The 26,365-nt window shown below is 43.4% G+C and carries 21 protein-coding genes and 1 CRISPR repeat array; of the genes, 17 read left to right on the forward strand and 4 right to left on the reverse strand.

Annotated features, from left to right (window positions below; translation table 11 throughout):
* The first annotated feature begins 88 nt into the window (after positions 1-88).
* From rsmA to BUB99_RS16800, 4 genes are all read left to right on the forward strand, one after another.
* Entirely contained in the window at positions 89-874 is a 786-nt protein-coding gene (rsmA, locus tag BUB99_RS16785; protein ID WP_073124403.1) for a 16S rRNA (adenine(1518)-N(6)/adenine(1519)-N(6))-dimethyltransferase RsmA, read from the forward strand.
* The gene (gene mgtE / locus BUB99_RS16790; RefSeq protein ID WP_084190612.1) at positions 867-2,240 is read left to right on the forward strand and encodes a magnesium transporter; all 1,374 of its coding nucleotides are present in this window, start codon (positions 867-869) and stop codon (positions 2,238-2,240) included. The genes rsmA and mgtE overlap by 8 nt, the downstream gene beginning before the upstream one ends.
* Positions 2,241-2,255: 15 nt before the next feature.
* Positions 2,256-3,188: an NAD(P)-dependent oxidoreductase gene (locus BUB99_RS16795; RefSeq protein WP_073124405.1), complete on the forward strand. Its 933-nt coding sequence runs from the start codon at positions 2,256-2,258 to the stop codon at positions 3,186-3,188.
* A 157-nt stretch (positions 3,189-3,345) separates the two neighbouring features.
* Positions 3,346-5,262 (forward strand): RecQ family ATP-dependent DNA helicase, encoded by a 1,917-nt coding sequence (locus tag BUB99_RS16800; RefSeq protein ID WP_073124407.1) that lies wholly within the window; start codon positions 3,346-3,348, stop codon positions 5,260-5,262.
* Between the two features lie 28 nt (positions 5,263-5,290).
* Here BUB99_RS16800 and BUB99_RS16805 read toward each other — a convergent pair whose 3' ends face one another.
* Positions 5,291-6,265, reverse strand: a complete 975-nt coding sequence (locus BUB99_RS16805; protein ID WP_073124409.1) for a polyprenyl synthetase family protein — start codon at positions 6,263-6,265, stop codon at positions 5,291-5,293.
* A 118-nt stretch (positions 6,266-6,383) separates the two neighbouring features.
* Here BUB99_RS16805 and BUB99_RS16810 point away from each other — a divergent pair, with 118 nt between their 5' ends.
* Positions 6,384-7,145 (forward strand): DUF952 domain-containing protein, encoded by a 762-nt coding sequence (locus BUB99_RS16810; protein ID WP_073124410.1) that lies wholly within the window; start codon positions 6,384-6,386, stop codon positions 7,143-7,145.
* 95 nt (positions 7,146-7,240) lie between these two features.
* Here BUB99_RS16810 and BUB99_RS16815 read toward each other — a convergent pair whose 3' ends face one another.
* Together BUB99_RS16815 and BUB99_RS16820 are read right to left on the reverse strand one after the other, a co-directional pair.
* Complete coding sequence (locus tag BUB99_RS16815; RefSeq protein WP_073124412.1) at positions 7,241-7,687, reverse strand: cold-shock protein; 447 nt, start codon at positions 7,685-7,687, stop codon at positions 7,241-7,243.
* A 182-nt stretch (positions 7,688-7,869) separates the two neighbouring features.
* On the reverse strand, positions 7,870-8,220 hold the full coding sequence (locus BUB99_RS16820; RefSeq protein ID WP_139281066.1) for a DoxX family protein: 351 nt from the start codon (positions 8,218-8,220) through the stop codon (positions 7,870-7,872).
* 60 nt (positions 8,221-8,280) lie between these two features.
* Between BUB99_RS16820 and BUB99_RS16825 the strand changes: the two genes are divergently transcribed.
* The 9 genes from BUB99_RS16825 (at position 8,281) to BUB99_RS16865 (ending at position 17,216) form a co-directional block, all read left to right on the forward strand.
* Complete coding sequence (locus tag BUB99_RS16825; protein ID WP_245816869.1) at positions 8,281-9,105, forward strand: SGNH/GDSL hydrolase family protein; 825 nt, start codon at positions 8,281-8,283, stop codon at positions 9,103-9,105.
* Positions 9,106-9,552: 447 nt separating this feature from the next.
* Positions 9,553-10,404 (forward strand): N-acetylmuramoyl-L-alanine amidase, encoded by an 852-nt coding sequence (locus tag BUB99_RS16830; protein WP_073124419.1) that lies wholly within the window; start codon positions 9,553-9,555, stop codon positions 10,402-10,404.
* On the forward strand, positions 10,401-11,630 hold the full coding sequence (locus BUB99_RS16835; protein WP_073124422.1) for a hypothetical protein: 1,230 nt from the start codon (positions 10,401-10,403) through the stop codon (positions 11,628-11,630). Before BUB99_RS16830 ends, BUB99_RS16835 begins: the two co-directional genes overlap by 4 nt.
* Positions 11,630-12,772, forward strand: coding sequence for a trypsin-like peptidase domain-containing protein (locus BUB99_RS16840; RefSeq protein ID WP_073124425.1), 1,143 nt, complete (start codon positions 11,630-11,632; stop codon positions 12,770-12,772). Before BUB99_RS16835 ends, BUB99_RS16840 begins: the two co-directional genes overlap by 1 nt.
* Positions 12,772-14,319 carry a hypothetical protein gene (locus BUB99_RS16845; RefSeq protein WP_073124429.1) on the forward strand — a complete coding sequence of 516 codons (1,548 nt, stop codon included), beginning with the start codon at positions 12,772-12,774 and terminating at the stop codon, positions 14,317-14,319. Before BUB99_RS16840 ends, BUB99_RS16845 begins: the two co-directional genes overlap by 1 nt.
* Before the next feature lie 69 nt (positions 14,320-14,388).
* Positions 14,389-14,895, forward strand: a complete 507-nt coding sequence (locus tag BUB99_RS16850; RefSeq protein ID WP_139281067.1) for a hypothetical protein — start codon at positions 14,389-14,391, stop codon at positions 14,893-14,895.
* Between the two features lie 209 nt (positions 14,896-15,104).
* Positions 15,105-15,755, forward strand: coding sequence for a hypothetical protein (locus tag BUB99_RS16855; RefSeq protein ID WP_084190613.1), 651 nt, complete (start codon positions 15,105-15,107; stop codon positions 15,753-15,755).
* A gap of 273 nt (positions 15,756-16,028) precedes the next feature.
* Positions 16,029-16,622 (forward strand): hypothetical protein, encoded by a 594-nt coding sequence (locus tag BUB99_RS16860; RefSeq protein WP_073124435.1) that lies wholly within the window; start codon positions 16,029-16,031, stop codon positions 16,620-16,622.
* Between the two features lie 276 nt (positions 16,623-16,898).
* Entirely contained in the window at positions 16,899-17,216 is a 318-nt protein-coding gene (locus tag BUB99_RS16865; RefSeq protein WP_139281068.1) for a hypothetical protein, read from the forward strand.
* Between the two features lie 97 nt (positions 17,217-17,313).
* A CRISPR array of direct repeats spans positions 17,314-18,009; the repeat unit is 36 nt; unit sequence GTTGTTTTTACCCTTCATAATAAGAGCAGTCACAAC.
* Between the two features lie 109 nt (positions 18,010-18,118).
* Here BUB99_RS16865 and BUB99_RS16870 read toward each other — a convergent pair.
* Entirely contained in the window at positions 18,119-21,520 is a 3,402-nt protein-coding gene (locus BUB99_RS16870; protein WP_073124441.1) for a hypothetical protein, read from the reverse strand.
* A 522-nt stretch (positions 21,521-22,042) separates the two neighbouring features.
* Here BUB99_RS16870 and BUB99_RS16875 point away from each other — a divergent pair.
* The 3 genes from BUB99_RS16875 (at position 22,043) to BUB99_RS16885 (ending at position 26,324) form a co-directional block, all read left to right on the forward strand.
* Positions 22,043-22,582 carry a flavodoxin gene (locus BUB99_RS16875; RefSeq protein WP_073124443.1) on the forward strand — a complete coding sequence of 180 codons (540 nt, stop codon included), beginning with the start codon at positions 22,043-22,045 and terminating at the stop codon, positions 22,580-22,582.
* 82 nt (positions 22,583-22,664) lie between these two features.
* On the forward strand, positions 22,665-25,031 hold the full coding sequence (locus BUB99_RS16880; protein ID WP_073124446.1) for a TonB-dependent receptor: 2,367 nt from the start codon (positions 22,665-22,667) through the stop codon (positions 25,029-25,031).
* A gap of 21 nt (positions 25,032-25,052) precedes the next feature.
* Positions 25,053-26,324, forward strand: a complete 1,272-nt coding sequence (locus tag BUB99_RS16885) for a DUF4374 domain-containing protein (protein ID WP_073124448.1) — start codon at positions 25,053-25,055, stop codon at positions 26,322-26,324.
* The last annotated feature ends 41 nt before the right edge of the window (positions 26,325-26,365 follow it).

Below are 26,365 nucleotides of genomic sequence, written 5' to 3' on the forward strand. Positions count from 1 at the left end.
TCACGGTAAAGCTGAGCAAAGATGTCAATATTGATAGGTGTCGGTCTCAGCCAAGTGCCTGCAATTTAAAATAAAAATCAGTAATACTATGGCGTACGTAAAACCGAAAAAAAGATTGGGTCAGCACTTTCTCACAGATCTATCGATCGCGGAGAATATCGTATCGGCATTGACTGGTGCCGAACACAACGCTAACGTTTTGGAGATCGGCCCGGGTACAGGTGTTCTTTCTGATTTTTTGATTGAAAAAGCATCTATCCAAAAGCTTGTGCTATTGGATTTGGACAAAGAATCGATCGATTTTCTGGAGAAAAAATATGAAGGAAAGGATGCGGAAATTCGTTTTGCAGATTTCCTCAGGGAGGACTTGAATACCATGTTTGACGGACAGTCTTTCAGCGTGATTGGCAACTTCCCTTACAACATATCTTCTCAGATTTTTTTTAAGGTACTGGACTACAAAGATCAAGTGGATGAAGTGGTCTGTATGCTACAAAAGGAGGTCGCCGTTCGTATTGCCTCTAGGGAGGGAAATAAGGATTACGGAATCCTGAGTGTGCTGCTACAGGCTTACTATGATATTGATTACTTGTTCACTGTACCTCCAACGGTTTTCAACCCTCCGCCTAAGGTTAACTCTGGAGTGATCAAGCTCAAACGCAATCAAGTTACAGATCTAGGGTGTGACGAAAAAATGTTCAAAAGAGTGGTCAAAGCAGGGTTCCAAATGCGCCGAAAAACCTTGCGTAATGCGATGAAACCTCTAGCTTTGCCAGAGGAAATCACCGCCCAGGAGGTGTTCAACAAACGAGCCGAGCAGCTCTCTGTCGATGACTTTATTGCACTAACCAAACTCGTCCAAGACCATGTCTGAAGCAACTGAAATAATGGATTTTGAACTCTCCAAAGAGTTTCTTGAGCGGTTTGTCCAAGCCGTGGAGGAACAAGAGGTGGATTTTATCCAGCAGTCGCTTGATGGGGTCAATCCAGCCGATATCACGGAGTTGCTGGAGGAGTTCGATGCGGATGATTCGAAATACGTACTGGAACTGCTTGACCCACAGGTCGGTGCTCGTGTCATCATCGAACTAGAAGATGATTTGCAGAGCCGTTTTATGGGGAATTTTACCTCAGAAGAAACGGCCGTCTATATAGATAACCTAGACTCAGATGATGGAGTAGGCGTGCTTAACCTCCTGCCGATCTCGAAACGAGAGGAAGTCATAGCCCTCGTCGAAAACGAAGAAAAAGCGGGGCACTTACTCGATCTCTTGCGCTATGAAGATGATGTAGCTGGAGGTCTGATGGGAAAGGAGCTGATCAAAGCCAATCATAACTGGACGATACAGCGCTGTATCGAAGAGATCAGGAAACAAGCGGAGAATGTTCAAAAAATCTATTCGGTCTATGTCGTAGATGACAATACCAAGTTGATTGGTAAAGTCTCCCTTAAGAAAATTATCCTATCAGAAGACAATGCGCGCATTGCGGATATCTACGATGACGAAGTGATATCTGTAGAGACCTATGTGCAAGAAGAGGAGGTCGCACAGATTATGCGAAAGTATGATCTAGAAGCACTGCCAGTCGTCAACGTTCGTGGCAAATTGGTGGGACGTATCACCATTGATGATGTCCTGGATGTAATCACAGAGCAGGCAGAAGAAGATATCCAGATGATGTCAGGGATATCGTCTGATGTAGAGGAAGATGATAGTGTATGGATAATCTCTAAGGCTCGTTTGCCATGGTTGGTGATTGGTCTGGTGGGCGGTTTGCTCGGTGCAAAGTTTATCAGCCTTTTTGAAGCCCAGATAGCCATTATTCCTGCGATGGCATTCTTTATCCCATTGATCACGGCGACTGGAGGCAATGTGGGGATTCAATCCTCGACCATTATCGTACAGGGTTTAGCCAATTCTAGTGCCTTTAGTGACTCGGTGTTTCGCCGGCTGATCAAGATGCTCATGGTGGCACTAGTTAACGGGACGATACTGGCAATTATCGTTTTTGGGATCGTGATCTTTACTACTTCGGATCAGACGATCGCTATCACGGTGAGTTCTGCGTTATTTAGTGTGGTACTGTTGGCTTCATTCATGGGGACGATTACCCCATTGATTTTGCATCGATTTGGTGTCAATCCTGCGATAGCCTCGGGTCCTTTTATCACCACAGCTAACGATTTGCTAGGCCTTGCCGTATACTTTTTTGTGGCGAACCAACTCTATGGACTCTAGTCCTTTTTTACCTTTATGAAAAGAATATTGATTATCGATGAGATGCACTCCAGCATCTCGGATAGACTGACAGCAATCGGATACGCTTCCGATTATTTACCTCAAATCACGAGACAAGAGATCATCGAGGCAGAGGATCACTATGTAGGTATGATTGTCAGGAGCAAAACGGCTATTGATGCCGAACTGCTGTCGTCAAAGCCTAACCTGAAGTTCATTGCCAGAGCTGGTGCAGGAATTGATCAGGTGGATGTGGCGTACTTGGATGCAAATCAGATACAGCTCGTCAATGCACCTGAGGGGAATCGTGACGCCCTCGGTGAACATGTGATAGGGATGCTACTTAGTCTCTCCAATAATCTCCGTAAGTCAGACCGTGAAGTCCGTTCCTATGTCTGGGATCGCGAAGGAAACCGTGGCTTTGAACTCAGTGGTAAGACCATCGGGTTACTAGGCTATGGCTATATGGCAAGTGCCGTGGCAGAGAAGCTGTCAGGTTTTGGCTGCCGTGTGATTGCTCATGACAAGTACAAGACCAACTTTGGAGACCTCTATGTGGAGGAAGTGACGATGGATGATATCTATAGTCAAGCAGATGTATTCAGTATCCATGTGCCTTTGACGGCTGATACACGTATGCTGGTGGATGCGGCTTATTTGGCTCGTTTCGACAAGAATATCGTATTTGTCAATGCGGCCCGTGGTGAGATCGTCAATACTACGGATCTATTGGCCGCCCTGAAGTCGGGCAAAGTGACGCATGCCGCGTTAGATGTGCTCGAAAATGAAAAATTTGCAAAGCTTTCTTCTGAGCAAAAAGCCACTTACGATGAGTTATTCCAGTTAGACAATGTTTTATTTAGTCCTCATGTAGGAGGGTGGACTTTCGAGTCTTATGAAAACATTAACCGCGTCTTAGTCCAAAAGATCACGGCACTGGATGTGTAAGCGCTCTTTGGTTTTGGTTCAACCTGAATTATGCAATTACAAGAGTTGAGCGTTAAAAGGTAAATCATCAATGTGATAAACAGCATGTTTACTAAACATAAGATTTTAACCTATATGCTAGTGCATCATTCGGGTTCAAATCCGTTATTTTTGGGACTTGACTAGTGCACTTGATATACTGAAAAAATACTGGGGCTATGATGAATTTCGTCCTATGCAACAGGAGATCATTGATTCGGTGATCGCTGGCGAGGATACGCTTGCATTGCTACCTACGGGGGGAGGTAAATCCATCTGTTTTCAAGTCCCAGGGATGATGATGGAGGGGATGTGTCTAGTGATCTCACCACTCGTTGCTCTGATGAATGATCAAGTCTACCAGCTTAAAAAACGCGGGATACCTGCAGCAGCACTGTATTCGGGACTACAACATCGACAGATCGATGTGCTACTGGACAACTGCGTACATGGGCAGGTGAAGTTTCTCTATGTAGCACCTGAGCGACTGAGTTCTGAGTTGTTTATCGCCCGGGTTAAACAGATGAAAGTTAGTATGGTGGCGATAGATGAGGCGCATTGTATTTCGCAGTGGGGCTATGATTTTCGCCCTGCCTATCAGGAGATTGCTCAGGTTTACCCATTACTGCCTGAGGTGAAACGAATCGCACTTACGGCCACAGCTACCAAGGTGGTCAAAGAAGACATTTGCGAGAAGTTAGCATTTGACAAACCTGTTGTATTCCAAAAGAGTTTTGCACGAAAGAATCTGTCTTATTCGGTATTCGAACTAGAAAACAAAGGCCCGAAGTTGTTGGAGATTTTGACGAATGTCAAAGGCAGTGCAATCGTCTATGTACGGAGTAGAAAGGAGACAGAGAATGTCGCCAAGTTCCTCTATCAGAACGGCATCTCTTCGGAGTTCTATCATGCAGGTTTGGCGCAGGATGTCAGAGAACGTAAACAAGAGGAGTGGATCAAAAACCAACGTAGGGTTATGGTCTGTACCAATGCCTTTGGGATGGGGATAGACAAGCCTGATGTGCGTGTCGTGGTACACCTTGATTTGCCAGACTCACTAGAGTCTTATTATCAAGAGGCTGGGAGAGCAGGGCGTGACGAGCGAAATGCCTTTGCGGTGCTGCTCTATAGTCCTACCGATATCTATAATCTGCAGCGTAGTGAGGAGATGCGTAACCCAGCACTGGCCTATGTCGAGCGCATCTATCAGGCACTGGCCAACTATTACAAACTGGCGACAGGAAGTAGCGAATGGCAGAGTTTTGATTTTGATCTCAAGGAGTTTTCCTATCGATACAAACTGAGCCCCTTAGAGGCCCACCATGCGGTGAAAAAACTGCAAGAGATGGGATTGTTACTGCTTACTGAAAATGTCAGTCGTGGCAGTAGCCTCAAGATCAATGTCAGCAGTAGTGAGATCTATAAGTTTAGCATTGCACATGGAAAGTACGAACCTCTGATCAAGGCGATGCTACGCCTATATGGGGGAGGCTTGTATTCGGATTTCTTTAATATATCGGAGTTCGAACTAGCCAAACTGAGTCATGATGCGAAGAACGAAGTGTTTAAAAAACTAGACTACTTGGCCAAAAACGGAATAGTACTCTATGATCCTTTGAAGAATAAACCTCAGCTCACCTATGTCATGCCTAGACAAGAGCAGTCGACGCTGAAACGCTATCACAAACAGACCGAGCCTCGTCAGGCAGTGGTGAAAGAAAAAGTAGGACAAATGGTCTCCTATGCAAAGAACCGTACGCTGTGTCGGACGCGTATCTTTCAAGAGTATTTTGATGAAGTGGCTTATCTCAACTGCGGTGTATGCGATGTGTGCATCAAAGCCAAGAAGGAGGATGGGTTTGGTGCCGAGATGGGGAAAATCCAACGGGCTATCTTGAAGCAGGTCGAATCGGGAGATCAGCGTCTACAGGCAGTGAAACAATCCTCTAATACCACCAATGATTTCCTGTTTACGGAGGCCGTGAGGCAGCTTATGGATGACGGTGTGATTTTCTTGACGGAGGATCAGAAGATCGCTATGGTGCCAAGGATTTAGTGTTTTAACCTGAATCTGGACTGGTGTTTTATTTGGAGCGCTCGATAGTGAACTGTACGAGCTGTTCGAGAGACTGACGTGCAGCGGACTCAGGGAAAGTATGTAGAATCTCTACGGCTTCTTGGTGAAAGCGATTCATCACACCTTCTGCATATTCCAATCCACCTTTTTGAATCACGAATTGGATCACCTCATTTACTTTTTTGGTGTTCTCGTTGTGCTTTTTGATGATGTTGATGATGCGACGTTTTTCTGACCAGCTTGATTGGGTGAGGGCATAGATCAGAGGTAGGGTCATTTTCTTTTCGCGAATGTCTATACCGAGCGGCTTGCCGATTTCCTGCGTGCCATAGTCGAATAGATCATCTTTGATCTGAAATGCCATCCCGACTTTCTCGCCGAATTCCCCCATGGCTTTGACTGTGTCGGCATCCGCTCCAGTAGAGGCAGCACCGACCTTGCAGCATGAGGTGATGAGGCTGGCAGTCTTCTGGCGGATTACTTCGTAGTAGATCTCCTCGGTGATGTCCAGCTTTTTGGCTTTCTCCATCTGGAGGATTTCTCCTTCGCTCATCTCACGGATTGCTTCAGAGACGATTTTGAGTAGATCAAAGTCGCCATTGTCGATAGAGAGTAGCATGCCTCTGGATAGGAGGAAATCTCCAACTAGGACAGCTATCTTGTTTTTCCACAGGGCATTGACAGAGAAGAATCCTCGTCTGTAGGTGGACTCATCGACTACATCGTCATGTACGAGTGTAGCAGTGTGTAAGAGTTCGATGAGGGAAGCACCTCGGTATGTAGAGTCTTGGATTTGCCCTACAGTAGAAGCAGTCAGGAAGACAAACATCGGACGCATTTGCTTGCCTTTTCGTTTGACGATGTACGACATGATTTTGTCGAGTAGCATCACATTACTTTTCATGGAATGTCTGAATCGCTTTTCGAATTCAGCCATCTCATTTGCGACGGGTGTTTGTATGTCCTTTATCTTCAGAGCCATGATTTGGGCACAATATTAACACAATGTATTTAATGATCTTACCAGACGAATAATTATTTAGTTCTTAGATTGAAATGGGCAAGTTTAATTAGTTTGGCAGTCTAATGAATCTATACCCATGACCCAAGAGGAACCCATTCTGCTTCAGTGTTTTCTGTCCAAAGAAGGTGATCATCGCAACCGATTTATCTTTTATTCGAGTAGAATGCAGATCATGCACAAAGGCAAATCGACAGTTATTGATTTTGACAAAATCAAGCTGATGCAGGTGCAGACCAAGAAGCTCATCGTGGCATTGGTGGCGGGAGGCATAGGTACTTCGCTCTCCATGATGGCGCTACCGCTCGGTTGGTATAGTTATAACCTGAACCTGTTTAGTATCTTTTTCTTTTTTGGGTTGATGTATTGGGGATTTATCGGACAAAAGGCATTGGTGATCGAGGAGAAGAATCACGCACATGTGTTCTTGCTCAATTTGGTCAATCCAGCCATACTAGAACTAATCCAGTACTACTACCAACTCCGTGCTACGCAGCAAAGACGTCCTGCGCAGGTGATTTTCCATTTGGTCGAAAAGGAGGCTTGGGATGCCCAGACTTTCGCAACTCATTATACGCACCCGTCTTTGGAGCAAGAAGGGTTTATTCATTGTTCGGTACTGGAAGAACTGATGAAGTCCTATCAGCGGTATTTTGACATGAACAAGGATGTAGTACTACTGGCGATAGTCCCTGATCGACTAGATCGTCGAGTGGATTGGGCATTTGTAGAGACGCGACAGGCACATTTTCCTCATGTGATGGGGCCGATTAGTAAGTCCGCCATTTGGTCGGCCTATGTTTTTAGGGGAGAAGAAAATTTGCAGGGACTGATACAATAGCATAGAAGTGTGGCTTTATGTATACAAAAGAGCCACAATAGATTTTGTCTATTGTGGCTCTTTTGTATGCAACACTGAGATATCTGGCTGATTGATTAGCCTTTTTTGACGCGGACGGCATTCATTCCTTTCATGCCTCGCTCTAGTTCGAAGGATACTCTGTCTCCTTCTTGAATCTTGTCAATAAGACCATTCACATGGACAAAGAATTTTTCTTGTGTCCCGATTTCTTTGATGAAACCAAACCCTTTTGAATCGTTGAAAAACTCTACAGTACCTTTACGAATAGCATCTACTACTTCCTCTTCGCGTTTTGGTACGCCTATTTCGATGCTTTTTGCATTGATTTTCTTTTTCTTAGTAGGATCTGGAGGCGTGTCTGTGAAGTTTCCATCTTCATCGATGTATGTCAGCATCGTTTCGAGATCACCACCTTGAGAGTTCTTTTTGCGCTCTTCTCTTTTGTGCTGTTTGTCTTCTCGTTTCTTGAGTCGTTTTTTTTCTTTTTCTTTCTTGTTGTACGTTTCTTGCGGTTTCGCCATTCGTGTTTTTTGTTAATTTGTTAGCCGAGATATGCGCGTGATGCGTGCTCAGTGGGTGCATTTAGGCCGTAAAGATAAGTAATCTACCGTCTACTATTTATAGATGCTTTGGAAAATACTTTAGATCAGTTTAGAAATGAGCAAATTAGTCGATGATGGACTTTCAGAATTTGCCCCTTGGTTTAGGTGTAGTTATACGCCCATCCGATGAGTACGAGCTGGAGCGGTAGCCTGAGCCACAGCAGCCACATCGGGATGCGCATGCCCGCACCATGCTGCTGTAGGTGATAGACATTGGCAGGAAAAACGGCAATGAGCAGCAGGATAATGCCCCACGCGGCATAGGACTGGTAGGGAGTCAAGAGTCCGATGGCGAGCAGAATCTCCGCAGCACCGCTTAGTTGATTGACGAGCGCTTTGTTTTTGAAAATAGGAGGGATGATCCTGAGATAAAACTTGGGTCTGACAAAATGATTGATACCAGCTAGGGTATAAAGCAGTGCCATGATGTAGAGATCTATACTGGATGTCATATCTCTAATCTACAGAAAACAAGTGAAAGATGGGTGGGTGCCACATCTGAATCATAGTCTATGTACGTATCTATCCTAATGACGAATACGATGAACAACTGGAGTATGAAAATATGGATTTTGGGATGGTTTCTATTGGTAAGTGTGGCTTGCCAAGAAGAAAGCGGCGTACAGCCTGTGGGGGATACTGTAGCGCAAAGTGATAAGGATGATCAATCAGACGAAACGGATGAAGTGACTGATGAGGAGGAGCAAGTGGATGTTCCGCCAGCCACATCAGAGCTTAGCTATTTGGCGCTAGGGGACTCCTATACCATCGGGCAGAGTGTGGCAGAGGAAGACCGCTGGCCAGTACAGTTAGTCGCTGAACTGAAGTCGGAAGGTCAGGAAATGAGTGCGCCTAAGATTATCGCTAGGACGGGTTGGACTACCACGAATTTGATCCATGCCATGGATCAGGAAAAGGAGCTGAGCGCGCGCTATGATCTGGTGTCCTTACTGATAGGGGTCAACAATCAGTACCAGAGGCAACCAATAGAGCGATTTACGACAGAGTATCCGATACTGCTAGACCGTGCCATCGCGTTGGCAGGAGGGGAGCCAAAGCGCGTCGTGGTGCTGTCTATTCCTGATTATGGGGTTACGCCCTTTGGGCAAAGCGCTGATCCCGAACGTATCGCGGGGGAAATAGATGAATACAACAGACTGAAGAAGCAAATGACTGAAAATAAAGGTGTTATATTCTTTGATATTACCGAGATATCGAGAGAGACCAAATCCAATCCCAGTCTAATCGCTGTTGATGGCCTTCATCCATCAGGGCAGATGTACGCCCGATGGGTAGAGATGGTACTACCATGGATTACCGAAGAACTAAAACCGTGATTTGGTTGCTATTTTGATGAGTATAGCCTGAGTGGAGGTATTTGATTTTGCTAGCGCGCGCTTGCAAAGCATGCTTATAAACAGCATTTCATTAAGCGCAATATAATTGAGGTTCAGTTCCAAAGAAAGTCTAAACCTATTACGGAGATCGAGGCATGACGGGAGGGAGAATACTGGTGAAGTTTCTCGCACATTTGCTCTTAGACTTAGTACACAGATCTCTCTCGATAGGGTAAATATTAATATGTTTAGATCAGATGTGATTATTTTTTAAACTTGCTGATTTTCAATAGGATATAGTTCTTAATTGAACAATATTTTTTTAGATTAGAAATGCAGCATTTTTTAGAGCGAATAACCAACACCTAACTTGATTAGAACATGCCTGCTATGTATTCAACCCAATGGTCTGCTGTCTTTTTAGTTCCATTAAAAAGATTGTAAGCCATGAAAATCGAAAATCATTTATTGGTAGCTTCCTCTGGCTCACCTGTGAGCCAGCAGTTGACCAACAAGACCAGCGGTCTATTCCAGTCCGCTTTGCCAGATACGGTGGTGATCCACTATACAGCCGGTAGGGATGCCAAGTCCTCGGTGAGAACCTTGACCGATCCCAAAATAAAAGCCAGTGCACATCTCGTCATCGGTCGGGACGACAGTATTACCCAGCTGGTGCCTTTTGATACCGTTGCTTGGCATGCAGGCAAGAGTCGCTGGAATGACCGCACCGGACTCAACACCTACAGCATCGGTATCGAGATAGACAATGCCGGCCGACTCGACCGACAAGCGGACGAATACCTCTCATGGTTCAAGAAATCCTACCCCGCCACAGAAGTGTTTAGAGGCACACACCGAAACGAAAGTGAACCTACCTACTGGCACAGATATACTGCGCGGCAGATAGAGATCGTCGAACGGGTCGTTCGCCTGCTGGTAGACACCTATGGGATCAAACTCATCCTCGGTCATGAGGAAATTTCTCCAGGTAGGAAGATCGATCCAGGGCCAGCCTTTCCGCTGGACAAACTCCGCAACGATATCCTGTACGCCGATAGAGAAGCCGAAGAACCAGAGACCTTCGCAGCACCAAAACAAGACAAGCCACACGCCACCGTCACCGCCTATCAGCTCAACGTCCGCAGCGAACCCTCAGCCAGTAGTGATCTCGTCATGGAGCCACTCACCAAAGGAGAGCAGGTCGAGATACTAGAAAGACAAGGCCAATGGTGCCGCGTGAAAATAGAAAAAGGCTGGGTGAGTGGAAAATATTTGACTATTAAAAATGAAATAACATGACTGGAAGTGTTGCACTAGATGTAGTAATAGGCTTGGTATTTATTTACCTGCTGTATAGTTTGTTGGGGTCTCTCATTCAAGAGATCATCGCTACGAGCCTTTCTTTTAGAGGTAAGATATTAGAAAAAGCAATCGCTAGAATGCTAGATGATGCCAAGGATCGTCAGCCCTTTATGGATCGGTTAAAGACATGGGGTCGATTGATTATCCCTTTTAACTTGACCACACTGCTCAAGAAAAAGGGGCTGTCTCAGGCATTCTACGATCACCCTGAGATCAAGTACAAGTCAGAGGACGCTTGGCACAAAAGGCCCTCTTCTTTTTCAGCGGATAATTTCGCCAAAGTATTGGTCGATTTACTGAGAGGATCAGATGTAAAACCAGGGGATGATATCCGATCAAAAATTGATGAGTCTATAGAGAAAGGAGCGTTTCATCCTGTCAATGTAGACGATGCGGACTCCGCTGTGAGTCGAATAGACCCGGAGACGCTCTTCTATCTCAAATCGCTATGGGTAGATGCCCAAGGGGATGTAGAGGAATTCAAAAGGCTATTGGAAAGATGGTATGATCAGATGATGGAACGAACCATCGGCTGGTACAAGAAATATTGTCAGGTGGTACTCCTTTTTATTGGATTGGGAATCGCCATTGTATTCAATGTAGACACGGTTTTGATTGTCAAGAAGCTTTCTTCAGACCCCGAATTGCGAACAGCGATGATCAAGCAGACAGAGGTCTTTTTAGAAGCGCATCCTAATCTAGAACAAGAAATGACAGCCAGGTTGGAGTCCATCGATCAGCTGCTAGCATCAGACACGACAGGCTCTGATTCTCTTAGATCCCTCAAAAAGAGTACGCTAGCGAGGTATGATTCATTGGTGGCGCATAGAGATACGCTGATCTCCGAGACCAAACAGCTGATCGAGACGGATATCCAAAATGTCAATGACCTCATGGGGCTAGGCTGGTCATCGGGAGAGTGTCACGCAGATCATACCAGCAAGTGCTCCTGTTGGTGCATGCCGGTTAGGAATGGAGGCAATTCTATTTTCGGCAGTTTAATGGGCTGGCTGCTCACCGCACTAGCCATCTCCTTAGGTGCCCCTTTTTGGTTTGATCTCTTAAACAAACTCATGAAACTAAGGTCCTCTATACAGACCACCACCACATCACAAAAGGATAAAAGCACGTCAGGGAGCAACAATATAAAAAGAGTCGGCTAATGAAAGTAACTGTAACCAAATATCTAAATGTAAGAGTAGGCAAGCCCAGTGTCAATGCCCCCTGCTACCAATACCTCGCTCCAGGCAGTGAGATCGAAGTAGGTGAAAAACTATACTTAGGGGATTCTTATGATGGGATGGATACTTGGTACCGAGATGAGGCTGACAACTACTACTGGAGTGGGGGATTCTTACTACCAAATGCCACCATTCCAACACCTATTTATGATCATTTACACGGAAAATCACAACACCAATTAGTATCGGATTGGATTATAAATCAATCTGACGAATTTGAAAACCAATATTCGCTAACAGGAGTTACTGCGGGGCTTAAAAGTACAGCTGGTCAATTAACTAATCTATACTCGATAGTCTTTGAAGTCGCCAAAAAACGAAGCTCTTCAAATAATGTATTGCCCCAAAGTATATTCTATAAAGGATACAAAATCCCTGTTGATGTCGAAGAATCTCCTGAAACTACAAATTTGAGTACCCCGCTTTCTCTTGCATCAAGCATCTCCAGAAAAGGAATTCAAGGGTTTGGTACTTTAGGGATTAAAGTTTTACTGGAAAACCAAGAGTATGTAATGGGGTGTTATCATGTCTTGTTTCCTGAAGAACTCCGATCCAATCAAAAAAATACAGACTCTCATAACATCAGGAATAGTAGTTCAATTCTATACCCTAAAAAAGGCAATGAAATAGGGGAAGTGATAAAAGGTCAACTGGATGATTGGTTGGATATAGGTTTTATGAAGGTGAACGCTAATGTCAGTCTACTTGACGAATGGGAGACTAAAATAGGACCGTATGGTTCTAGATACCTCGACTATGATGATGAAAAAAATCAAACCTATGTTCAATACTGGGGGGCAGGATCAAATAATGTAATAGTTAGAAAAGTAAAAAACATCTTTTCGAAACAGCCAATTAATTATTTCAAAGGGAAAGTAAAACAAACAATCAAAGGGCTTGTTGTCTTAGATGGCTCAGCTAAGGGAGGTGATAGCGGAGCACCAGTTTTTGACCCAAACGGAAAATTCATAGGAGTGTTAATTGCTTCTAATAGTAAACATTCCTACTTGATTTCTTTAAAAACAATCCACTACAATTATTCTAAAACCATAAAGATAAAATAATGAAGCGATTTATACTATTAACCATCATATCCATGTTCGGGTGCTGTGATTTTGTCCTTAGCCAAGACATTTTAATATCAAGAGATCGGTTGGAATTGAATGATACAATAACCAGAGCAAAAGATTCACAACAGCAATTTATTATCCTTGCAGATAAAACGTATTCGCTATTTCGATTTAATGGGGAGACTTATGATACTCTAACTTCCATTGCGGGAGATGATTCTAAGTATGATATTTCTAAATATGCAACACCACAATTCGAATCATACAAAATAGCCATAATAGGAAACGATACAACCGAAAAAGAATTTCAGGTGTCATTTACTCAACAGCCAGCTGATACAGAGGAGGATGTTTCTTCAATCGACCCAACACAAACTCCTATTCCCAGTTTTAGAAATTCAAAGGGGTTTCCTCGAATAGGTGATTCGTATAAGAAAAATAGATATATAATCATTGATGCTGCACCTAATCCATGGATAAAAAGTAATACGCAGTTGCTTAAACATAAGGTGGAGGGTGGACAAGACGATGGCAAAGCTGGAAACCAGAATGAAGAGTCTATTTCGTTTTCGAGAGCAAATGGGATTCCACAAAATGGAAGCGTTGCAGTGTTTATTAGAGGGTATAATTTTCATAACCTAGAAGCAGTCACCGTTTCAATAAATGAATCGGACTATAGCTATGACAAAGGATTAGCAGACATATATTTTGAAGAAGGTGATAATGAAGACTCTACTCAAGCAAATAGTGGTTCTGATGACAAAGGCATTGGAGAATTAAGTAATTACCTAGACATGGCGATAGCATCACTATCAACAATTGAGTATTTGAACATCAATGATGTATATGCCTTAGAAAGTTATAAGAATAAACTAAAAGAACGAATAGATACAACTGGAATGACTCCCGACGATGCGGTGAGATTAGGTAAAATTTTAGGTTGGTACCCTAATTATGTTTCTCTAACCCCTATTGCATTGAGCTCTGAAGATGCCGATGAACTAGAAGTCAGTTTAAGTATCAAAACTACGCAGGGGGGGGCACCAAAAGAGTATGACTTAGGATCTTACCTCGTTTCAGGCGGGGTTGATTTTGACATTAATAGCACATTGTTCATGACTGATCTAGCGAATAACAAGGTCTATACCGATAGTGTGACAAATGATAGTGGTACAAAAGAATTGAGAGCCAAGCAGGGAGATACTAACGATATGACTGTAGGCATAGGTCTCAATAGCGAAATCTCATTTCGAACGGGAAGCATCTTCAGACCATTAATTAGTCTTGGATTCTTCGTCCCATTTGATGAGGATATCACTCCAAATATTGCCTTTGGCGGTGGTCTTAGCTTAAACAGTAAAAAAGTGAAACTAAGTATATCGGGAGGCCCTGCGATTGGGATGGTCAATGCGATTGATGAAAAATATAAAGACAGAAATCTAGCCGACTTCAGCAACCTAACCAATGAAGAGATCAGTACTAAAGTCTGGAAGAGGGGATGGCAACTTGGGATAGGTCTTAGTTACAAACTAAGTAAATAAGCCTTTATGTCAAGTCATACATGCTAGCAACAATAGCTAAAAAATTCTATACCGATAAAATCAGAATACATGAAAACTACAATATTAATAGTACTAGCATCTATAACCTTCGCTAGTCAAAAAGGTGTTTTACCTCATTCAAACTCAGGTTCTCCTACCACCATGGTCGCTAGTTCTGCCACATCAGGGGATCTTCTGCAGGGCTGGTCATCCGAACCTAGTGCTAGCTCATCAAAAATTAAAGTGCTAACAAACCAACCAAAGGCAATGTTAGACAATGTAGTTGCCGTGGGGCTATCTGAAAAGGGGGGTGAGGTAATTGAGAATACGGGTTCCTATCTAGAAACAGATTCCTTCATCGCTGAAACGGAATCCATAAAAGTCAAAGCGTGGGTTGATGGGCAAAGTATCATCCTCACATCACAAGTGGAGCAGTTTGATGAGTCAGGTTTTGGGTTACCCGTTTCAAAAGGCTTCTCTACTTGTACAAAAGGCAGTTCTACGTATGGAAGGGAATGCTGGAGAACCATTTTAATAATAGCGAATCGTATCGAAGGAGAAAAAAGCTATCAATAAAATGTACTCTAAAATGACAATTACCACTACAAAACAACAACTACCATCGAAAAGTGGCAGCTACCGTCCCCATCGTGGTAGCTACCACTAAAAAACGGCAGCTACCATCAAAAAATGACAGCTACCATGAATAAAGTCACAGCTACGGCTCAAAAACGACAGCTACCAAGTAGCTATCCATAAAATCACGTAACAAAACCAACATCTATATGAACAATACAACGATTGATTCTAAAATCCTGTTTGCACAAGTGGCGATCACCAATGCCCTGGGCAACCCCAGTCTGTTAGAGACCTTATCAGAATACGGCTATACCGCAGAGGTACTGGCAGTAGGCAAGGCACTCTATGAGGATGCCAAGGTCAAGCAGGAAAAACAGAAAAAAGAATATGGAGAGCAGTATCAAGCCACCGATGCGCTAGATGCTGCGAAGTATGCCGCCAATAAAGCCTACATCAAACAGGTGAAACTGGCTCGGATAGTGCTCAAAGATAATCGTGGTGCGCTGGAGGCACTAGACATATCGGGACGTAGAAAACAAACCTACTCCGGATGGCTCAGTCAGGCATCGGTATTTTATACCAACGCCCTAGCTGATGCGACTGTCTTGGCGGAGCTGTCCAAACTCAGCATCACCGAGGCAGTGCTGACTGCTAGCAAAGAAGCCGTAGCAGATGTAGCTGACAAGCTGGCTGTCCAACTCAAAGAGAAAGGCGATGCACAGGCAGCCACAGAGGTGAGAGATCGTGCCGTCGAGGAGCTCGAAGACTGGATGGGAGATTTCATCGGGATCGCGCGTGTCGCACTACAAGACGAACCGCAGATGCTAGAGATGTTAGGAATTGTAGAACCCTCATAAACGGAACGCATCAAACCCCAACTTGTAATCAGTTGGGGTTTTTACACATTCAAGCCGAGTCCCTGACGGAGTTGTCATACTTCGTGCCCCACCAACCGTCATTCGCTGAAGCGACGAAGGAGCGATCAGGGAATCCCCTGCGATAAGTGGAGAAATCATCAGTCTACCAGCCAGATACTCTATGGCCGTCTAGTGATCAAGTCGCGTTATGACCGCTGGTGACGAAGTATTATAAATGTTGTTGCCCTGATGGGGCTTTAAAATTTTAAAACTATGGAACAAGAAAAAAAATCAAACTCGTTTTTTAGAATCCTAATATCAGCAGGGCTACTCAGTTTTATTTTGGGGGTGTTTAGCCTGTGGGTAAATACCAATGAAAAGCGGAAGCTGGATCAAAAACAGTTTCAGAATGGATTGATTGAGCAGGCCATGACATTGCAAGGACGGGAACGCTCTACATACATAAATACTCTATTTAAATGTGGGGTCATTGATTCCGCATATAAGGATTCTCTGGTGAAATATACTGGATATTGGAAGGGGTACCAGGCTGCTCGTGCTGAAAATGGGTTCTTGGGCAGCATTGAAGAATTTTTCAAGCAAAAAGGTCGAATCCCCTATACAATTCAAGAACTAGATGGAACCATAACTATACAAAGCACGATCAAATTATTTGATAACAATATTTACTATTACCCATATGATAGCAATAAGCAGTTTCAACTCAGATTTCCTGGGGCGGATGAAATACTAATGACCTCAGATGATGGACATTATCGATTCAATAGAGGCGAAACATCTGTGTGGAACAAAGTGGATTTAAAATGGGAGAGATGGAAAAAACCAAAAGGGGAAAGTATGAAATAATGATCCAAAACCTAGATATGCCTAGTAACCTGAGTTCGATTTATAGAACCCTCCAAAAGTTCTGTTGTAGCGTATTTGGTCAGCATGATACAAATGCTGTATCGTCAGAGGGTAACTTTTGGAGGGGTCAGGGTCTAAACTAAGGGACATTGCTGGATATTCATATTAGTACCTAAGAAATCTGGCAGTAGGATTATTTAATGCACTGTTGCCCTACAGACAGCAGTGACCAGTACAAGATTACAATCAAAACTTAGAACGAAAAACATCAAAAGAATGAGAATACTATTGACAATAATTTTGCTAATGACACTTTCGGTCGTTGGATTTTCGCAGGAGCTAAAAGCACAAGAGCAAACAGAACAGCGAAGAAAAAAGCCTAAAACGGAGTATAGAGTAGGGTCGGCTGTCATTACAGTTTGGGTCAACACACGAAAGGATGGAAAGACTTGGAAAAATTTTCAAGTGAAAAAAATCTACAAAAAGGATGACAAATGGTTGTCTTCCAATAGTTTTAGTGAGACCGAACTACTGGAGCTAAAAGCCGTGATCGACAAAGCCATTAATGAAGAAATAATAACGACCAAGGAATGATGGGTCATAAGTGAACTTCAAACTTACTTTTTACTAAAAAACTCCCTGTCTGGTGGTACCGGACAGGGAGTTTTTTATTAACCCTCCTTGAATTATAGTTGTTTTCACCCTTCATAATAAGAGCAGTTACAACAATACTGAAATGGAAGACCGACGACTAACAGTTGTTTTTACCCTTCAGAATAAGAGCAGTTACAACTAAAAAAGACAACTCATGATAAACTTAGTAGTTGTTTTTACCCTTCAGAATAAGAGCAGTCACAACAGCCCACGGATTCACTACCCCGACGTATTAGTTGTTTTTACCCTTCATAATAAGAGCAGTTACAACTGAAACTTCCAACTATAATACTAATAAGGAGTTGTTTTTACCCTTCATAATAAGAGCAGTTACAACTGTTTAAGAAGGAGATACGATTCAGTGATCGTTGTTTTTACCCTTCATAATAAGAGCAGTCACAACCAACAATGAGGAAAAGTATGAGCAATTCCCGTTGTTTTTACCCTTCATAATAAGAGCAGTCACAACTGTACTAGTGAATTCCAGTAAAGTAACTCCGTTGTTTTTACCCTTCATAATAAGAGCAGTCACAACCATGCAAATATTACATAACGACAGATACGTGTTGTTTTTACCCTTCATAATAAGAGCAGTCACAACTAAGTTTTGCGGAGTGTGCTTTGATGAGGCGTTGTTTTTACCCTTCATAATAAGAGCAGTCACAACATCGACATAACCAATTACGATTCAGGCGCAGTTGTTTTTACCCTTCATAATAAGAGCAGTCACAACCCATGTCGTGTCAACTCCCTGTTTTTCATCAGGGTAAAGCCGTTCCAGTATTAGGAAACAGCAAATGCTTTGCATGATCAGTTGGTCAAAGAGCGAATTTAATCAGGTTCTAATTTATTTGTTCAAAGTAGCGCTCGCGGGCTTTGCTTAGCCGTTCTTTTTTATCATCTTTTCTATCGAACAGGTTATTGTGCAGGGTTTCCAAAAATGCCGTGCACACCGATACTTGTTGCGTACTCAACTCAGATAGGCTTTTCGGTTTTTGGGGCTTTATTTCCCTATCCAAGAACTCCGATTCTATGCCTTGGAGAATCATGCTGTAAGCCGTCTCTGGAACGTCGAAGTGAAAGGCTGTATTTCTTACTTCGTCAGTAAAGTAGTTTGACAAGTCAGCAATTTCGGAATATGATATCTGTCTAGCTATTTGTAGGGTGATTGATTTTTTGGCAATGAAATACTCTTCCAGCTTCAGGGCTACCTTGGTGAACTGGACAGATTGGCTCACGATATGACTATGGATCATGTTGAGGTCTTCATACCTGAGGGTATGGGGCGTGTCTTTGTAGTAATGATATACTGCTTTGAGGTCTTTGCTATTCTTTACTTTTTCCAGATAAGGTTGGATTTTAGCCAGAAAACTTGTTTTATCTGGGTCCTTCTCCTGTTGACTTTGGTGGTTGATCAGTGCTACGAAGGAGTCAATCTTATGGAATGGAATCAGCAAGTGATACAGATGATGGCCCGCGGCATCTTTGATGTCAAAGGCTATGTTACTAGAGAGGATGTCCTTCACCTTCGTCTTCACTTTGGGTACGAGTGCTGGCTCTAGGCTTAGGTAGTGCATGGCCATTTCGTAGAGCAGGGCATCTTCCAGCTTCACGGTTTTCAGTTTGTTGTAGAGCTTGCCATGAGATTTGTATTCCTCAGGAGCCAGACGGTCCTTGTAGTAGTACTCCTCGATGAGGTGAGGCACGTTGTTCAGAGCCTTGTAGGCGATATGTCCGTGTGCGTTGCGGTTGATTTTCCCCTTGCTTTCTAGATAGCTGATGAAGTGCGAAATATTCACATACAGCATGTCATCCTTGAGCATGCTTTCATAATTGGCCAGAAGGTATTTATTTTCATCGCTTTGTTTTGTAAGGTCTTTTGACCAGCCTTCAAAGCGCTGCTTGGTTTTCTCGTAGAGGTCATTGAGAGAAGTACTGCTTTCTATCAGATCCTTAAATTCCGCATTGTTAAAGAAACCTTTCTGTGAAAAGTAATCGCATAGGTATTCCTTGTATTTCGGTACTTCATCAAAGGCAAACATCCATCTACAAAAGTCATTGAACTCTTCCTTGGTGATGTGGAAACTTTTGTGGTGCCCATGCTCAGCCACCTTATTCATGTACAGTTCTTTTAGGTACATCAAGTGCCAGGCTTTGCGCACAAACCTCAGTTTGAACTGTTTTCCTTTGTTTCGTTTCAGGAAATCTTCCTCTGTCTGATGCAGGATCGCTTTTTCGAGCAGTAGCTGGTAGCGTTGTTCTTGCGCCTTCGCTTCTTCCAGAATCACCTCCATCGGATTCCATTCGGTCGTATCATTGATCTGCGCAGGGGAGTAGCGGTGCAGCAGTCTTTTAGGCAATAATTTTTTGAATTCCCGCTTTTGCTCTCTAGATATTTCAGTTTCTTTTTCGAGAATATCTAGCTGGTCTTTGAGCTCTTTCTGATGGTGGACAAAGTAACCACTGATTAGACCTTTGCCTGCATTTTCTCTTTTTTCGCTATAGAGTGCATCTTCTAGTAGGTACAGCATGAGGTTCCGCTGCACAGATACTATTTTTTTAGCCCCATTGAATAAGGTGACTTTGATTTGAATGGCGTTGTTTTCCACCACAAAGGGTGTGTCCCAATCAGGATAGCGAGCCTGCTGCTCCGCATAGGTGAAATAGTCCACCAGCTTGCTTTGATGGTATTTGAGCTTTTCGAACTCTTTTTTAGGAAGTTCCTTTTTTTGTTCTTTCAGGTGATCTCGCTGTTCGTCGGAGGTATAGAACTGGTACATCTTAAACTTGGCATCCTTGCCGAAGTAATCCGTCTCCGCCAGAAACCGCGCTGCAAAATCCATAAAGCGATCTTGGTTGCGACCATAGGATACGTATAGCATGTTATGCTGTATTCTGGTCAGCAGTTTCTCTTTTACCCGATTGGTGGGTTGTTCCTTCTTTTCCCTTCTCAGGTCTTTTTCCAGACGGTTCTGTTCTTTTTTTTCTTTAAAGTTCAAAGGGCCTTTCAGAACCAGAGCCTTGAGTTTCGTTTCTATGTCTTTGATTTCAGCACTGGTATTGATTTCGTAGGAAAAGCCTTTCTGCTCCTGATTAGAAAAATTAATGGGCGTGTTACCTGTCCATGTGTCCAAACAGGACTGCCCGAAAAATTCTCGGATGGCAAATAGCAAAAACCGATGGTTGTCAGTTTGATCAGGAAAGGAGCGGTAGATTTCTGCTTCTACAATGTAGCGCATGAGCTTGTCGGTCATTTGAGGATAGCCAGATTTCAACTCCAGATGCTTGTTCCATGCTGATGGGTAGTGGTTGAGGTACTGTATCACATCTCTGAATTTGACCAAATGCTGTTCTTCGCTGTTCACATCCTGACTGGTGAATTTCTTAGAGAAGAAAGTGAAAATCTGGCGTTTGCTTCGATACTGGTTGTCATCGTTTCTTTTGAATCCCTTGATTTTGGAAATCAGCTGATTTGCTTCGCTTTTGTACAGAAACAAGGAAAGAAGGAATAGACAGGCGTGGAATGAAAGGTATTTACCATTACTGATAGTAAACACCTTATGTTTTTCAAAAAGCTTCCAATCTATGTCTGAGGTTACTTCAATAAATAACAAGTGTTCTAGGGCTTGTCGTTTGTTTTTAGCCAATATCGTCTTTCGCTCCTCTACCTCATGTTCCTTATTGGGGTAGAATTTATCACAGAGGAATTGGACAAGCTTCTGTCCAGACTGAGGATCGTCTTTATACGCCTCATATGACAGCTCTTCTTCATTCAGGTAGGAGTGGATGACTGCAAGCTCAAAAGCCTCAATCAGGAAGGTGATTAGCTTCTGGTTTATTGACTGGATTTCAAGTTTCTCAAAGGTATGAACGTAATGACTGTTCACATTTCTGATGTGTTTTAAGAGCCCATTTAAAGCTCCTTGAAAGTCAAAGAATTCTTTTTGCAATGCTAAGAACTGGGTAGGTTTCATGTCCATTTGACTTTCATCTAGTTCATAGCGGAAGACATTTTTGCTATCGATGTTTTTGAAGGCATGGCCTACCGAAAAATAGTGAAGCCGTCCATCGCGGTTGACAGGACTTTTTGATTTGATCTCAAAATTCTTGCAAGCCTTCTCTGCTATAGGCGCAATGCTTCCTTTGTTTTGGAATATTTTTTTGAATGATTTGTCACTCTCTGTGTTAAACTTTTTGTAGTTGGGTTTCTCACCTGAGCTTGCAATCAGTGGATTGGTTTTCATTGGTTTTTGTTTTTAGTCTTGAGAATCTTCATGAATTAGCCCAGTCAAAGCAGTACTGATTCGTAATCCCTAAAGTGGAAATCAAGATAATAAAAAGTGATGGGGCTTAGCTGATTTCTAGACGCATTTGCGAAGAGATTCATTTTTTAAGAAAAGGATTGGCTGTGTGGTGGATAAGATCACCGTTATTTCCTTCTCTCTTTTCCTTGGGAGGATTTCTCAACTGGTTATTAGTCAATCTTATATCCATGCACTGTCTATAGAATTCAGGGGAAAAAGAGACAAATCTATGCGCATACAATTCGCTAGTACTAGCGATTGAAACTCGTGAGACTTCTTTCTAATATTGCATTATTTAGAATCAATCTAATTAAAGATAAGTAAAGTTATTGATTTCTCCATGGTGCAATCTGTATCCATAGGAGGACGGGTAGAGGTTGGTTCGAAGAAAGAGAAGTGCCGTGGGAGACTCATGTAGCACTTGAAAACAAGGTTTAAGAACAACAAAAATTAAGAATCACCATGTCAATATTTTTAGAAAATGAGGTCGGGCTTTTTTATGGTTCAGATAGTGGAAATACCGAAGAGGTAGTCAAAATGTTTGTTGACTCATGGAATATCTCTGAGCTGGAGGTCATCGAAGGATCTGATATGACGGTCGAGGATTACGCACGTTTTGATTTTATCATTATCGGCTTGTCCACCTGGTATGATGGCGAGTTGCAAAGTGATTTTGAGGACTTTTTCGAACAGTTTCAAACCATCGATTTTTCTGGGAAAGTAGTCGCGATGTTCGGTTTGGGAGACCAGTACGACTATGCAGAGTACTTCGTCGATGGCTTAGGCATCTTAGGTGAAGTGATTTTGGCTAACGGTGGGCATATCATAGGCATGTGGCCCAATGTCGATTATGACTTTGACGAGTCCAAGGGGTTGTTTGAGGATGGCTTGTTCTATGGATTGCCGCTGGACTCGGACAACCAGAGAGATATGAATGAGCCGAGATTGGCTGCATGGATGCAGAAGCTGGAAACCGAAATACAGCAAATGGTAGAAGCATAAAACCACAATTGGGCAAACCATCATATCCTCAAAGTATTGGAATCAATACCTATTCAAAAATAACCTTCAAGTAAAATCCCCCATGACGAAATCAAATATTATCCATCTGGTAGTTCTATGTCTCCTGTTTTTGCCTATTAGTGCGTTTGCTCAGACCTCTATAGTGTCAGGTGTAGTGTCAGACGAAAAGGGCGTGCCAATCCCAGGAGCAACGGTGAGATTGGTAGACGCTTTCCTCGGAGACGTGACCGATGAGAAAGGAGCCTACACTATCTCTGGACTAAAACAGGGACTGACGAAAGTAAGGATTACCTGTTTGGGTTACAAACCTCATGAAATGGAAATGAACTTGAGAGCAAATGCTCAAGTGACCCATCACTTCGTATTGCAGGAGGATATTATGAGCCTAGAAGCTGTGACTGTGACGGGGAAAAGCGTAATTCAGGAGATAGAAGAAAAGGCGTTCAACGTGGCAGTGGTCGATGCTAAAGCCCTGCACGGTACATCACTGGATTTGGCGCACGCCTTGGACCGAACCTCGGGAGTGAGAGTGAGAGAAGCGGGAGGAGTAGGTTCTCAAATGAGCTTTTCGATCAATGGATTCAGAGGCAATCAGGTACGCATGTTTATCGATGGTATCCCGATGGATAACCTCGGTTCGGCTTTTCAGCTCAACAACATACCCGTGGGGATGGCAGAGCGTATCGAAGTGTACAAAGGAGTCGTGCCGATTAGTCTGGGAGCTGATGCCTTGGGCGGAGCAGTCAATATCGTGACCAATACCTACGAAAAGAGTCATTTGGATGTCTCATATTCCTACGGTTCATTCAATACCCACCGTACGATTGTCAATGCCATCTACGTAGCGCCGGAGTCTGGATTTACGGTTCAGCTCAACGCCTTTCAGAACTACTCCGACAACAACTACAAGATGATGGGAGTCGATGTGGCCGATATCAATACAGGAGCTTACAATCGAGACCAGACCGTGGAGCGTTTTCATGATACCTATCACAACGAAACAATTATAGTAAAGGCAGGGCTAGTCAATAAGCCTTTTGCTGACCAACTGCTGATCGGTGCTACGCTAGGCCAAAAATATCAGGAAATCCAGACTGGAGCTCGTGTGGAGACGGTTTTTGGCAAGTGGCACAGAAAGGGAACGATCATCATGCCGAGTTTGAAGTATGTGAAAAATGACCTGTTTACCAAAGGTCTTAATGTAAGACTCAACGCCAACTACAACGCAGGGATGGAGCAAAACATAGATACGGTAAACCGTAGGTACAATTGGTTTGGACAATACAAGGAGTATGATGTGCCAGGCGGTGAGCGATCGTACTCACTGTACAAGTTTCGAGACAATGTGGGCATTACCATGGCCAATGTGGAGTACCGTGTCGCACATCATTCGGTGGCTCTGAGCAATACTTTCAACACTTTTAACCGGAAGGGAGAAGATGAGCTCAACCCAGAAAACGATGAGTTCGATGAACCTAGAAAGAACCAAAAGAATATACTAGGTCTGGGGTATACCTATGAGCGGGAGTCTTGGAATGCTTCGGTTTTTATGAAGGAATATTTCCAGCGAAACGAGTTTACCAAGGTCACAGAGCAGGAAGGCTATAACCAATATGAGTACAACAATACCACCAGTACCTTCAATAGTTTGGGCTATGGTGCTGCTCTGAGTTGGTTCGTATATGACAACCTACAGCTGAAAGCCTCCTACGAAAAGAGTTATCGTTTGCCTGAGTCCAATGAGTTGTTTGGGGATATGATCAATCTAGATGCGAATATCGATCTGAAACCTGAACACAGTCACAATTACAATCTGGGAGCCAGCCTATGGGTTACGGTCAATCCAGACAATCGCCTCAATTTCAATGCAGGCGGTTTTTATCGATACGCCAAGGATTTTATCCGCGCAAGGTTTAGTAGCAATCAGGTGAAGATCATCATGGACAATCTGGGTAGCGTGACCAATCTAGGGATAGATGGTGAGATGAGGTACGAATACAAAGATGTACTCAATATCGGAGCGAACATCACCTATCAAAACTTACGAAACAATACGCAGTATGAACCGGGATACATCACAGAAAGCCCAGTTTACCGAGACCGCATCCCCAATGAACCATACCTGTTTGGCAATGGCAATGCGACCTACACTTTTCATGATTTGTGGGATAAGGGACACCGTCTAAACATCGGGTACAACCTACTCTATGTGCATGGATTTTATCTGTATTGGCCGAGTCAGGGCAGTGACAAGTTGGACATCCCAGCACAGATTTCTCATGATCTGACACTGACCTACATCCTCAATGACAAACTGCAATTGACGGCAGAGTGTCGAAACCTGACCAACAAGAAACTGTACGACAACTTCAGTCTACAAAAGCCCGGAAGAAGTTTCACGGGCAAGATTACCTATAACATTTTCTAATTTTTTTATCATAAGACAAACATGAAAAACACTTATTTATTATTTGCATTAGGATTCGCAGCGCTGCTGTTCGGGGGATGTGAAGAGGACAATGGTAGTTCTCCATCGCCTGATCCAGATGGAGGTGCCAGTTCAAAATATATTGTGACCGCAACACCTATTGCCTCGGAGGGAGTGGCTGATTACATCCTGACTGCTGATGACCTGACGACTGGTACGATTTCTACGACGGCCAATGGTATCGAGCAAGATGGAACGTACCGCTACTACGTCACGAGCAACAACAAATTCTTCAGTATGCTATACGGTCAGGGAAACGCAGGAGCTGTCACGACCTACGAGTTGAATTCATCTGGAGAGTTGGAGGTTTTGTCTGATTTTCAGGCCGAGACTGTGAGAGCCTTTGCGCCAGTAGCTGAGGACTTACTTACGATCAAAATGACCGCCAGTGCTGATGATCCATACTTGTATTGGTACCGAATCAGTACTAATTCCCTGACTATAGTGAACGAGGGACAAATCAACTGTCAGGAAGTGGCCAACAAAGAAAATGGTGAACTGGCCTATTTCTCGTGGATCACAGCCAAGGGAGATGATTTGGTGTACCTGCCTTATTTCACCATCAAAGGAACTACTGAAGGGGGATGGAGCACGGACTATCCAGATGAGGCCAACGTAGCAGTTTATTCGTATCCAGAGATGCAATACGTGAAGACGATATCTGACGACAGGACGAGCTTTATTGGTAGATACTTTACCTCTGGACTCACCTTTGACGAACAGGGAGATGGCTATGCCTTTTCTTCGGCTGTACCTATGAATGCCAATTGGGAAGTGATAGAAACTCTGCCATCTGCCGTGACTAGAATCGCTAATGCAACGGACGACTTTGACGATTACTATTTCAATCTGGAAGAAGCCTCTGGTGGATATGTGATCGATTCTCACATCTACGCAGGGGATGGTAAGTTCATCGGTATCATGCAAAACAAAGCGGAAATGACTACCGCTTGGGGTGGAGGTAAAGCGTATGCCATCATCGATGTGTACAACAAGACTTTTGACTGGGTGACTGGCATGCCAGACCCTGCTACGATTACTCAAATCACAACGGGTGGCAACAACTTGGTATCAGAAGATGGTGGTACTGTGCATGTAGGTGTGACAACTGAGACGGGTAGCTTTGTATACAATATTGATGTAGCGACCTCTAAAGCTACACAAGGATTGGCGGTAGAAGGAGGCTTGATCACTGCCATTAATATTCTGAACTCTGCTAGCGAGGAAGAATAGGTTCAATGACTCTTAGTAGCGCATACTGGTTATGGGGAATG

It is taken from the genome of Reichenbachiella agariperforans, from assembly GCF_900142205.1.
Lineage (GTDB): Bacteria > Bacteroidota > Bacteroidia > Cytophagales > Cyclobacteriaceae > Reichenbachiella > Reichenbachiella agariperforans.

What these genes read in the sequence shown, in the direction of transcription:
- rsmA (WP_073124403.1), top strand. Translation starts at nt 89, where the DNA reads ATGGCGTACGTAAAACCGAAAAAAAGATTGGGTCAGCACTTTCTCACA.
- mgtE (WP_084190612.1), top strand. Translation starts at nt 867, where the DNA reads ATGTCTGAAGCAACTGAAATAATGGATTTTGAACTCTCCAAAGAGTTT.
- BUB99_RS16795 (WP_073124405.1), top strand. Translation starts at nt 2,256, where the DNA reads ATGAAAAGAATATTGATTATCGATGAGATGCACTCCAGCATCTCGGAT.
- BUB99_RS16805 (WP_073124409.1), bottom strand. Translation starts at nt 6,265, where the DNA reads ATGGCTCTGAAGATAAAGGACATACAAACACCCGTCGCAAATGAGATG.
- BUB99_RS16810 (WP_073124410.1), top strand. Translation starts at nt 6,384, where the DNA reads ATGACCCAAGAGGAACCCATTCTGCTTCAGTGTTTTCTGTCCAAAGAA.
- BUB99_RS16815 (WP_073124412.1), bottom strand. Translation starts at nt 7,687, where the DNA reads ATGGCGAAACCGCAAGAAACGTACAACAAGAAAGAAAAAGAAAAAAAA.
- BUB99_RS16820 (WP_139281066.1), bottom strand. Translation starts at nt 8,220, where the DNA reads ATGACATCCAGTATAGATCTCTACATCATGGCACTGCTTTATACCCTA.
- BUB99_RS16825 (WP_245816869.1), top strand. Translation starts at nt 8,281, where the DNA reads ATGTACGTATCTATCCTAATGACGAATACGATGAACAACTGGAGTATG.
- BUB99_RS16830 (WP_073124419.1), top strand. Translation starts at nt 9,553, where the DNA reads ATGAAAATCGAAAATCATTTATTGGTAGCTTCCTCTGGCTCACCTGTG.
- BUB99_RS16835 (WP_073124422.1), top strand. Translation starts at nt 10,401, where the DNA reads ATGACTGGAAGTGTTGCACTAGATGTAGTAATAGGCTTGGTATTTATT.
- BUB99_RS16840 (WP_073124425.1), top strand. Translation starts at nt 11,630, where the DNA reads ATGAAAGTAACTGTAACCAAATATCTAAATGTAAGAGTAGGCAAGCCC.
- BUB99_RS16845 (WP_073124429.1), top strand. Translation starts at nt 12,772, where the DNA reads ATGAAGCGATTTATACTATTAACCATCATATCCATGTTCGGGTGCTGT.
- BUB99_RS16850 (WP_139281067.1), top strand. Translation starts at nt 14,389, where the DNA reads ATGAAAACTACAATATTAATAGTACTAGCATCTATAACCTTCGCTAGT.
- BUB99_RS16855 (WP_084190613.1), top strand. Translation starts at nt 15,105, where the DNA reads ATGAACAATACAACGATTGATTCTAAAATCCTGTTTGCACAAGTGGCG.
- BUB99_RS16860 (WP_073124435.1), top strand. Translation starts at nt 16,029, where the DNA reads ATGGAACAAGAAAAAAAATCAAACTCGTTTTTTAGAATCCTAATATCA.
- BUB99_RS16865 (WP_139281068.1), top strand. Translation starts at nt 16,899, where the DNA reads ATGAGAATACTATTGACAATAATTTTGCTAATGACACTTTCGGTCGTT.
- BUB99_RS16870 (WP_073124441.1), bottom strand. Translation starts at nt 21,520, where the DNA reads ATGAAAACCAATCCACTGATTGCAAGCTCAGGTGAGAAACCCAACTAC.
- BUB99_RS16875 (WP_073124443.1), top strand. Translation starts at nt 22,043, where the DNA reads ATGTCAATATTTTTAGAAAATGAGGTCGGGCTTTTTTATGGTTCAGAT.
- BUB99_RS16880 (WP_073124446.1), top strand. Translation starts at nt 22,665, where the DNA reads ATGACGAAATCAAATATTATCCATCTGGTAGTTCTATGTCTCCTGTTT.
- BUB99_RS16885 (WP_073124448.1), top strand. Translation starts at nt 25,053, where the DNA reads ATGAAAAACACTTATTTATTATTTGCATTAGGATTCGCAGCGCTGCTG.